This window comes from Serratia sp. (in: enterobacteria) (assembly GCF_046715635.1).
GTDB lineage: Bacteria > Pseudomonadota > Gammaproteobacteria > Enterobacterales > Enterobacteriaceae > Chania.
Window position 1 is genome coordinate 1 of the sequence record NZ_JBKJYW010000087.1, and the last position, 9,425, is coordinate 9,425.

9 protein-coding genes and 2 pseudogenes are annotated in these 9,425 nt (G+C 54.8%); 5 read left to right on the top strand and 6 right to left on the bottom strand.

Going from position 1 to position 9,425, the window contains the following annotated elements; all coding sequences use genetic code 11:
- A pseudogene (locus ACLQ7H_RS04100) lies at positions 1 to 97 on the bottom strand (DEAD/DEAH box helicase); the annotation flags it as partial.
- A 363-nt stretch (positions 98 to 460) separates the two neighbouring features.
- Between ACLQ7H_RS04100 and ompC the strand changes: the two are divergent.
- Positions 461 to 1,555, top strand: coding sequence for a porin OmpC (ompC, locus tag ACLQ7H_RS04105; RefSeq protein WP_411751566.1), 1,095 nt, complete (start codon positions 461 to 463; stop codon positions 1,553 to 1,555).
- Between the two features lie 195 nt (positions 1,556 to 1,750).
- Complete coding sequence (locus ACLQ7H_RS04110; protein ID WP_411751567.1) at positions 1,751 to 2,587, top strand: GNAT family N-acetyltransferase; 837 nt, start codon at positions 1,751 to 1,753, stop codon at positions 2,585 to 2,587.
- Between the two features lie 47 nt (positions 2,588 to 2,634).
- On the opposite strand, the gene ACLQ7H_RS04115 is transcribed toward ACLQ7H_RS04110, so the two are convergent.
- From ACLQ7H_RS04115 to ACLQ7H_RS04125, 3 genes are all read right to left on the bottom strand, one after another.
- Complete coding sequence (locus tag ACLQ7H_RS04115; protein ID WP_411751568.1) at positions 2,635 to 2,946, bottom strand: AzlD domain-containing protein; 312 nt, start codon at positions 2,944 to 2,946, stop codon at positions 2,635 to 2,637.
- Entirely contained in the window at positions 2,943 to 3,650 is a 708-nt protein-coding gene (locus ACLQ7H_RS04120) for an AzlC family ABC transporter permease (protein WP_411751569.1), read from the bottom strand. Before ACLQ7H_RS04120 ends, ACLQ7H_RS04115 begins: the two co-directional genes overlap by 4 nt.
- Positions 3,651 to 3,909: 259 nt before the next feature.
- Positions 3,910 to 5,355, bottom strand: a complete 1,446-nt coding sequence (locus tag ACLQ7H_RS04125) for an MFS transporter (RefSeq protein ID WP_411751570.1) — start codon at positions 5,353 to 5,355, stop codon at positions 3,910 to 3,912.
- Positions 5,356 to 5,458: 103 nt separating this feature from the next.
- Between ACLQ7H_RS04125 and ACLQ7H_RS04130 the strand changes: the two genes are divergently transcribed.
- Both ACLQ7H_RS04130 and yedA read left to right on the top strand, forming a co-directional pair.
- On the top strand, positions 5,459 to 6,112 hold the full coding sequence (locus ACLQ7H_RS04130; protein WP_411751571.1) for a helix-turn-helix transcriptional regulator: 654 nt from the start codon (positions 5,459 to 5,461) through the stop codon (positions 6,110 to 6,112).
- Positions 6,113 to 6,253: 141 nt separating this feature from the next.
- Positions 6,254 to 7,168 carry a drug/metabolite exporter YedA gene (gene yedA / locus ACLQ7H_RS04135; protein ID WP_059200248.1) on the top strand — a complete coding sequence of 305 codons (915 nt, stop codon included), beginning with the start codon at positions 6,254 to 6,256 and terminating at the stop codon, positions 7,166 to 7,168.
- A gap of 98 nt (positions 7,169 to 7,266) precedes the next feature.
- Here yedA and ACLQ7H_RS04140 read toward each other — a convergent pair.
- Positions 7,267 to 8,204: pseudogene (locus ACLQ7H_RS04140) on the bottom strand (Rpn family recombination-promoting nuclease/putative transposase).
- A gap of 240 nt (positions 8,205 to 8,444) precedes the next feature.
- Here ACLQ7H_RS04140 and ACLQ7H_RS04145 point away from each other — a divergent pair.
- Positions 8,445 to 8,621, top strand: coding sequence for a hypothetical protein (locus tag ACLQ7H_RS04145; RefSeq protein WP_411751572.1), 177 nt, complete (start codon positions 8,445 to 8,447; stop codon positions 8,619 to 8,621).
- Positions 8,622 to 8,627: 6 nt separating this feature from the next.
- Here ACLQ7H_RS04145 and ACLQ7H_RS04150 read toward each other — a convergent pair whose 3' ends face one another.
- Positions 8,628 to 9,410: a phosphate/phosphite/phosphonate ABC transporter substrate-binding protein gene (locus ACLQ7H_RS04150; RefSeq protein WP_411751573.1), complete on the bottom strand. Its 783-nt coding sequence runs from the start codon at positions 9,408 to 9,410 to the stop codon at positions 8,628 to 8,630.
- Positions 9,411 to 9,425: the final 15 nt, after the last annotated feature.

Genomic DNA, 9,425 nt, shown 5'->3' on the forward strand with positions numbered 1-9,425 from the left:
GCCGCTGAGGGGCACGGGAAATAAAATCCGGTATTTGCTGCTGCAGGGCTTTGTACCACTGGCCGATCTGATCTTTAACTGCGGGGGAAAGCGCCATTCAACTCTTATCTAAACGAAATGATGGCGCCATTGTCCCACAGACCGCCCGCGGCGTCAGCCCGACTTACGGTTGGCTTGCCAACATTGCGAAACGCGCCGCAAGGAAGCCCCTACTCTCACAACCGGACATCGAATTTTTTGCGTATAGCCTCGCATCTTTGCACAACAGAACCCCGCCCCTCTGAAAAAAAACGCCTCTTCTGGATTATTTTTCACCATTCGATATCCATTTACCTGACCTGTCATAAATACATCACACAACTGCGGTAAAAAATCTGCGCTGCGCTAGCTCCGGCAGCAAAGTAGCATCGTAATAAAACAGATGATCAGCGTCTTTCAATCTTACAAAGCAGGGAACACCATGAAACCTACTCTTCTTGCCGTTATTGCGGCACTTTTCATTGCCCAGACCGCACAGGCAGCAGAGATCTACAATAAAGACGGCAACAAGCTTGATTTTTATGGTCGAGTAAAAGCGCTGCACTATTTCTCAGACGATAGCAGCAATGATGGTGATAAAACCTACGTGCGTATCGGCTTTAAAGGAGCAACCCAGATTAACGATATGCTGACCGGCTACGGCCAGTGGGAATATCAGATCGCCGCTAACCACAGCGAAGCGGATGGCACTAAAGACACTAAAACCCGTCTTGGTTTTGCTGGCCTGAAAGTGAAAAACTTTGGTTCATTCGACTATGGCCGTAACTACGGTGTTATTTACGACGTTGCTGCCTGGACGGATATGCTGCCGGAATTCGGCGATGACACCTATATCAAAACCGACAACTTTATGACCGGGCGCGCCAACGGCGTGGCTACCTACCGTAACAACGACTTCTTCGGCCTGGTCGATGGCCTGAAGTTTGCCGTGCAGTATCAGGGCAAGAACGAAAACGATGCCCGCGCCAACAGCAAGGCTAACGGCGACGGTTTCGGCCTGTCTTCCAGCTACGAAATCATCGATGGCGTCAGCGTTACGGCCGCCTATGCCTCTTCGAACCGGACTACCGGCCAGAAACAGAGCAGCTATGGCAAGGGTGATAAAGCCGATATATGGGCAACCGGCCTGAAATATGACGCCAACAGCGTATATCTGGCCGCTACCTATGCCGAAACCCATAACCTGACGCCAATTTCCGGTACCGCGACCATTAATAATGCCCCTACCTCCGTTAGCGGGTTTGCCAATAAAACCCAGAACGTGGAAGTGGTTGCACAATATCAGTTCGACTTCGGCCTGCGGCCGTCACTGGCTTATGTCCAGTCCAAGGCTAAAGATATTGAAAACATCGGTGACACCGACCTGGTGAAATATATTGATGTGGGTGCTTACTATTATTTCAATAAAAATATGTCCACCTATGTGGATTATAAAATCAACCAACTCGACGACAACAATAAGCTAGGTCTGAAAACCGACGACGTGGTTGCCGTGGCTCTGACCTACCAGTTCTGATTTACGCTGTGACACATAACCACTACTGCAATTTATAGCTACGGCTATTTCTCAAGTTACTTCGCCGGGCCACGTCGCCCGGCTTTTTCATCACCATTTTTTGCTCACCAATCCGGCAAAAACAGCTTAATACTTGCCTGATTGGTCGATCGCAGCTAGATATAAAGGTCCCATCGCTGCCTCTTTGGAACCGCCATGCCTATCGATAGTCAGTTCGAGTTTCACACCGCCTTGCCCTACAGCAGTATGCAGTTGGCGCAAATACTCAGCCACTGTTTTGAGAACTACATTGTTCCTTTTGTGATCGACGGCGAAACCTTTAGCAGCCGCTTTGCCGCCGAAGACCTCAGCCTGAATCACAGCATTATCGTCACCCATCAGCAGCACCCGGTGGCGCTGGCCTTGATCGCGCGCCGGGGCCAACATAGCCGTGTAGCGGCCTTATCTATCCGCCCGGAAATGCGCGGTAGAGGGTTAGGCAAGACGTTGATGCAACGCATTATTGCGGATGCCCATACGCGGGGCGATCGCCAGCTTTCGCTGGAAGTGATCGCCGGTAATCACGCGGCCCTGGCACTGTATCAACAGGCCGGCTTAGCCATTACCCGCACGCTATTGGGATTTCACGCCCCCTTGGCAACCCCGGGATCCACGGCAACCTTGCAACAAATCGACCCGTTGGCACTTGCCCAGCGGATGACCTCCGAGGGTCAACCTGGCTTACCATGGTTGATCGCCCCGGAGTCGTTGTACAAGCTGCCCGGCAACCCACGCGCCTTCACTCTGGATCAGCAGGCTTTTGCTTTGGTGATGCCGGGCGTACAGCAGTGCCATCTGCGTATGATTTATGTACCGCCAGCGCTTCGCGGCCAGGGCCAGGCGCGCCTTCTGTTGCAAGCGCTGCAAGCACAGTTCGCCCCACTGGCGCTGTCGGCCAACGTATTTGTTCCGGACGAGGTCGCTCCCTTCTTCCAGCATCTTGGCTGGCGTGAAGATCCGTTGCGTCAGTTTGAGATGACAATGGCGATGTGATGCCCTTCCCCCCTGAATTATTCAGGGGGAATATTTTGAGGCGCGGGTTACAGCAGTGTACGTAGCAGAATAAACATCAGCATACTCAGCACCACGACCGCCAGCGTATTGCGCAGGAAAACGGCCAGAACAATGGCAAATACGGCTCCCCACAGATAAGGGTTCTCGGGCAGTGCGCGCCACTCATCCCCGTTGAAGGCGATGATTGGCCCGCAGATAGCGGTCAGTACCGCAGGTACCGAGAAGCTCAACAGGGTTCTCATCCGTTGCGATAAACGCACCGGCAGGCTGGGTGCCAGGAAACAGTAGCGGTTGAAGAAGACAATCACACCCATCAACATAATGGTCAGCCAGATCATTCTTTCTCCCTGCTGCACAGCAGCCCAACCAACATCGCCACCACGGTGGTAATAATCAAAGCGCCGGGCACCTGATAATGGTGCAAACCAATCGACAGCACCAAGGATGTCAACACGCAGGCCAGCACCGGCAGATTACGTACCAACGGCACAATGATGGCGATAAAGGTCGCGGCGATCGAGAAATCCAGCCCGTAGCTATCCAGATCAATGCTGCTGGCCGCCACTACGCCGAGCAAGGTGGCAAAGAACCAGCTCAAATAAAACGCCAGCCCTGCCCCCAGTGCATACCAACGGTTAAAGCGCGCCGGGCCATGATCGCCGGTCAGGGCAAACAGCTCATCGGTCAGCAAAAACGCCAGTGCGACACGCCACCTCAGCGGTAGCGGAGCAATACATTCCCGCAGGCGCAGGCCGTAGAGGAAGTGCTGGGCAGTGACGAAAAAGGTGGAGATCAGGATCGCCAGCATACCGGCACCGGTTTTGATCATCCCCATCGCCACCAGTTGAGAGGCCCCGGCAAAAACAATCGCCGACATCCCCAGCCCCTCTGCCGCCGTCAGGCCACTCTGGATCGCCATTGACCCCGCCAGGATCCCCCAGGGCAGCACCGCCAGGCACAGCGGCAGGATCGCCACCGCCCCCTGCAAGGCCGGGCGCAGGCGCAACGTTGGCGGCTCCGTGAGTGTTGATTGGTAAGTCATTATTTTCTCCTTCGAACGAAGGAGTAGAATAGCGCAGGAAAGAGGGCGAGTATTGTATTCGCTTGCGTATTTATCTCAGTGATTTGACATAGCACTCAGCGAGATCGAGCGTTTGTACAAAATTGCCAAGTCATCCCTCCCTCTGCTCCGGGCAACGCGACACAGTTAAAGGGACCGGAGCAAATAACAAAAAACCGCCCCCCACAGGCAATCACATGGAAGGCGGCTAATTTATTTCAGCTCGGTTACCGCTTCTCTATCAGGAAATCGATGTGTTAGGAGAATGGCTAGACTCCTCGGCTGGCTGGCTAATGGCCGCACTGCGCCAGGCGCTGTAGATCGCCAACAGCGGGGCCAAGGCGAACAGCAGGAACAGCCAATGAGCAGCAGAGGCTGCGCCCTCAATGCCCCCCGGCGTGGTAAATCCGGCCAGATTGGTGACCATCCCCGCTAGTGCCGCGCCAAACGCCGTGGCGAATAGCTGCACCGTGGTGATAGATGCCCCGGCGATATCCTTGTCGGCCTGAGGGGCTACCTGCAAAATTCGCGTCAGCAGGTGCGGCCAACCAAAACCGATCCCGAAACCGACCAACGTCAAAGCCAGTACGATCGGCCCCAGTGCCTGCCAGTGGCCATTAGAAGGAATAGGCATCAGTACCGCCAGCCCCAGCAAACCAAGCAGCACCAGGATCGGCCCACTAATAATCGCCAAACGTATCCCCACGCCGCGCCAACCGGAGCTGAGAATTTCTGACAGGGTCCAACCCGCTGCCATCGTGGCAGCAATATAGCCGGAAATCAGCGGTGACTGACCATGCAAAGTTTGCAAGAAGTAAGGCACAAAGATCTCGCTGGTCATGCCGATCACCAACAGAGTTACCGTAGCGTACAGCGAAGCCAGAGCCGAACCACGACGCAGTGCCTGATGTGGCAGCAGGCGGGCATAGGAATGCCCCTCACGCCGGATTAACCCAATCAACAACAACAACGCCAGCACGATGCCGCCCACGTTTAGCCAACCGCTATCTGCCAGGCTGCCAGCCGATACCACCAATACCGCGCCAGCCAGCAGCAGCAACTGCATCAGCGGTAACGGCGTTGGCCGCTGCTGCGGTTTACCCTTGGGCAGGATACGGAACGTAAAGGCGGCGTACAGCACCATGATCGGCAGCAGAATACCGAACGCCCAGCGCCAGGCGTTCAATTCGGCAAAAATCCCGCCGACGGCAGGCCCCACCAGCGTAGCAATCCCCCACATTGCGGAGATCAACGCCATGGCGCGTGGCCAGAGTTTCTGTTCAAACACCAGGTTAATCATCGCGTAGGACAGTGCAAAGATCAGGCCGCCGCCAAACCCCTGCACCGTGCGGCCAATCAACATCACCGGCATGGAAGGGGCCAGCGCACACAACATCGCACCCACGATGAAGAACAGCGACGCCACCAGATAAGCACTGCGCGCTCCGTAGCCACTCAGCAAACGTGCCGACAGCGCCGAGCCTAATATCGAGGCCACCACAAACAGGGTGGTGTTCCAGGCATAGAGATCCAACCCACCGATGTCCTGCACCACCGAAGGTAAAATGGTGGTCGCCACCAGAATATTGATCGCATGCAAAGCGACGCCAAGCGACAGTGCGATGGCACTGGCGGCATTTTTGCCGGAAAAGAGATCGCTCCAACGGCTGTTCTCATCGGTTATCACGGTTATCGTCCTGTTTTCAGAGGAATGGCATTGAGTTGATCTGGCTATTAGGCTAAATTTAACAAGCAATATCTTGGAATAATTAAGGGCGAGGCGCTGTAATATGTCAAGAATTAACTTGGAAAATGGCGAATGCACCGCACATTCGGTCAGTGACCGCTTGCTGAAGCTGTTGAAAACCCACGGTCCGCAGCAAGCCTCAGAAGCGGGAAAAGTACTCGGCACCACCGGTGAAGCCGCTCGTCAGCAATTCGTCAAGCTGGCAAAAGAAGGTCTGGTGGAAGCCAAGGCCGAAACACGCGGCGTTGGCCGCCCGGTACAGCTCTGGCAGTTGACCGCCGCAGGTAACGCCCACTTTCCCGATGCCCATGCCGAATTAACCGCCCAACTGTTGCGCACGGTGCGTGACAAACTGGGTGAGCAAGCGATGGACCTGCTGATCGACAGCCGAGAACAGGAGACCCGAATTAATTATAAACAGGCGATGATCGGTGCAGCCGATTTACGTGAGCGTGTTGCTCGTCTGGCAGCCATCCGTTGCCGTGAAGGTTATATGGCCGAGTGGAGCGAAGAGAAAGACGGCGAGTTTCTGCTGGTGGAAAATCACTGCCCCATCTGCAGCGCCGCGGCGGTTTGCCAAGGATTTTGCCGCGCCGAGCTGAACGTATTTACCGAGGTGCTACAAGCCAAGGTGGAGCGCAGCGAACATATTCTTACCTGTGCCCGCCGCTGCGCCTACCAGATTTTCCAGTCGTAATCCCTTGATTTAAGCCAGGGATTTGCAACATTCCCCGGTACCACGACACCACTAAACGGGTAGAAAAGCATTGCTTATCGGCTATGCCTTAAGGTTTACTGAGTGTCCTAACGATTTTTCACCCTACCGAATAAAAAACCCATGCTGAGCCAACAAAATCGTCATCTCCTGCCGTTAATCGGGGCGCTGTTTACGTTATATATTGTCTGGGGATCAACCTACTTCGCTATCCGAGTGGGGGTGGCAAGCTGGCCCCCTTTGATGATGGCGGGCATTCGTTTTCTGATTGCCGGTATCATCCTGTTCGTTTTCCTGTTGCTACGGGGTCATGCCCTGCCCACTCTGAAACAGTGGGTCGCCGCGGGCACTATTGGCATTCTGTTGCTGGCCGTGGGTAACGGCCTGGTTACGGTAGCCGAGCATCAGGATGTGCCTTCCGGCATTGCTGCGGTGATGGTCGCTACGGTGCCGCTGTTCACCCTATGCTTCAGCATGTTTTGGGGCATCCGCAATACCAAACTTGAGTGGACCGGCATCGCCCTTGGCCTGGTGGGCATTGTGTTGCTCAACACCGGCAATAACCTGGTGGGTAACCCGACCGGCGCGCTGTTGATCCTGTTAGCTTCCGCCAGTTGGGCTTTTGGCTCGGTACTCGGCTCACGCATTTCGCTCCCCGCCGGGCCGATGGCCGGTGCCGCAGAAATGCTGGTGGCCGGCGTGGTGCTGACCATCGCCAGCCAACTGAGCGGTGAACATTTGGATAAAATGCCCACCTTCAGCGGCTTTATGGCGCTCGGTTATCTGATTGTTTTCGGCTCAATGCTGGCGATCAGCGCCTATATGTTCCTGTTGAAAAACGTACGCCCGGCGGTAGCGACCAGCTATGCCTACGTTAATCCGGTGGTGGCGGTGCTGCTCGGCGTCGGTTTTGCTGGCGAATCCCTGGGCCCGCGCGAGTGGCTGGCGTTGGTGATTATCGTTTCGGCGGTGGTGTTGGTGACGCTGGGTAAATACCTGTTTGCCCGCCCGGCCAAGGTGCAGTCAGCCGTGAAGTAAGGCATTGCGCCACACAAGGAGAGGGAAGCTTACATTCTTCCCTCAGCCTGACTGCTGGGGAATAAAAAACGGGTGTCACGATGTCGCCAGCCCGGCCGTCAATGTGAGTGGTGGATTTGTGCCAAATCGTTTTCCGAAAGGCCAGTTAGCTGCATCACTATTGCACGCTCGAAGCCATTAGCCAGCATGGAGTTCGCTATTTTCAAAGCTGCCCCGCGTTCACCCCTCTCCATTCCTTGCTCAATACCTTTTTCAATACCTTGCTCAATACCTTTCTCGAAACCTTTTTGCTCGAGATATTCTGCAATAGTCATCAATTCCTCCCCATGCCGCGGCGCACGTCTGGCCAACTCACGGATCAACGTCTCCGGCTCGGTTGCTTTCCCCACCAACAGCATATAGTTCACCAATGATATGAGTTGCTCTTTAGTAGTGTATCCGGCCAACAACAATGTGACCAGTTGTTCTAACAGCTCAACCAGGTCGCGCTGGCGTACGTGCTTTTGTAACAACTCAAGAATGGCCATGCGGCGGTGCTGCATGATTTCATCGTCCGGAATGACGGTAACGTCAACCAACGGAAAATGCCCCGCATAGAGCTGCCTGGCTAGTTCAGGCTCACTGAATTCTTCTAACCAACTCATTGAATAGGGATAAGGCGTCACCTGACCGTGATAAAAGAGCATAGGAATAACCAGAGGAAGCTGGTCCCTGCCTCAAGGTGGCGTTGCATTGCCGCAATGGCATAGCGTATTAAACGAAATGCCATATGTTTGTCGGACGAGCTTTGATGTTCGATCAAAACGTACACATAACCATCCCCTCTCTCGGTTCGCAACGAGTAGAGTACGTCAGAGTAATAGGCACGCAGGTCGCTCTCGATAAAACTACCAGATTCCAGCTTTAGCGTGTTCAGATCGCAATATTGCAGCAAGGCAGGCGGCACGTGTAATTCCAGGAAATCACGGGCCGTGTCTGGATGGGTGAGGAACTGCTTAAATACCGCATCATGCGGGGTGGAGGAGGTTTTTTTCATGTCGGTCATCCTTGGACTTAACATAAAAAACCTACCATAGGCTGTCATCGGCGCACATTATGAGCGAATGGGTTCTGAATCCGTCTCGCAAAACCTTTGAACCTCAGTTGTGAACCCGATCCTGCCCAAAAAGACGAGGGGGTCGGTGCAGCCTGCATACCCCCAATTAAACGAGTGTTGTTTCACCCAGGGAAGGGGCTATAATTCCCGCAATTCTGGACAACCTGCGAAATAATTATTATGCGGAAAAAAGCGTTTCTCATCGTCATCGCCTTATGCGCCTTCGGCTCTCTGGGCGGCGTGTTCCTGGCCGGGCTGAATATGTACACCCGTTCCACCACGCCACAAGAAGAGACCACAACGGCCAACGATGCCTCTGCCGATAGCACCCCAACGGCAACTCTCGAAGCGAAATAACCCGCGTTATAACACCGTGACGCCAGCGTTGGCCGCCAGCCTTTCAAGCTCGGCCACCCGCTGATAAGCGGCACGCGGCACCAGACTAAAATCGCCGATCAGCAGGCTTTCACTGGCCGTATCGTTGACCATAGAACTGGCCGCAGTGCGCAGGATTGCCAATTGTGAGTCTGGCGTTCCGGCCGCCGTGATCAACGGCAAGCCCGGTACCGCAGCGGTACGGCCAATAATCTTCAGGCCAGCAACGGCCTGGGGCCGTGCCCGTTTCAACAGGGCAAAGCTGATGCAGTCGATGGCCGCAATATCCGCCTGCCCCTCCAGGATCATCTCTAGTGAGCGATAGTGACTGCCAGAGGCGATAGCCTGACGGAAAAAATGCCCTTCCTGCGCCAGCGGTGCAATCAAGGCCCGCAGGCTGTTATACCCGGACTGTGAATCCTGGCTGTTATACGCCACCACGCGATCGCGGAAATCTTCCAGACGGTCAGCCGGTTCATCCTCACGCACCACCAGCCAACTGCTGTAGTTCGCCCCGCTGCACCCCTCCACGCGGTAATGGTAAGTGCCCACCAGCTGTACCTGGGGTAACACCGTCACCAATGGATAACCGCAGGTTTGGCTAAGTAGCAGATCCGGCCGTTGCCAGTGTTGCGGTAAATCCTGCGGCCAACTCAACTCTTGGGGAACCTCTGCCATACCCAGTTGCCGCAGCTTATCGCGTAGCGCCTGCCAGAACGGTTCCACCTGTTGGTGGCTAACGCCGTACATCGGTAAAGAGACTATCGCCATGGAAGTTACCCCGCA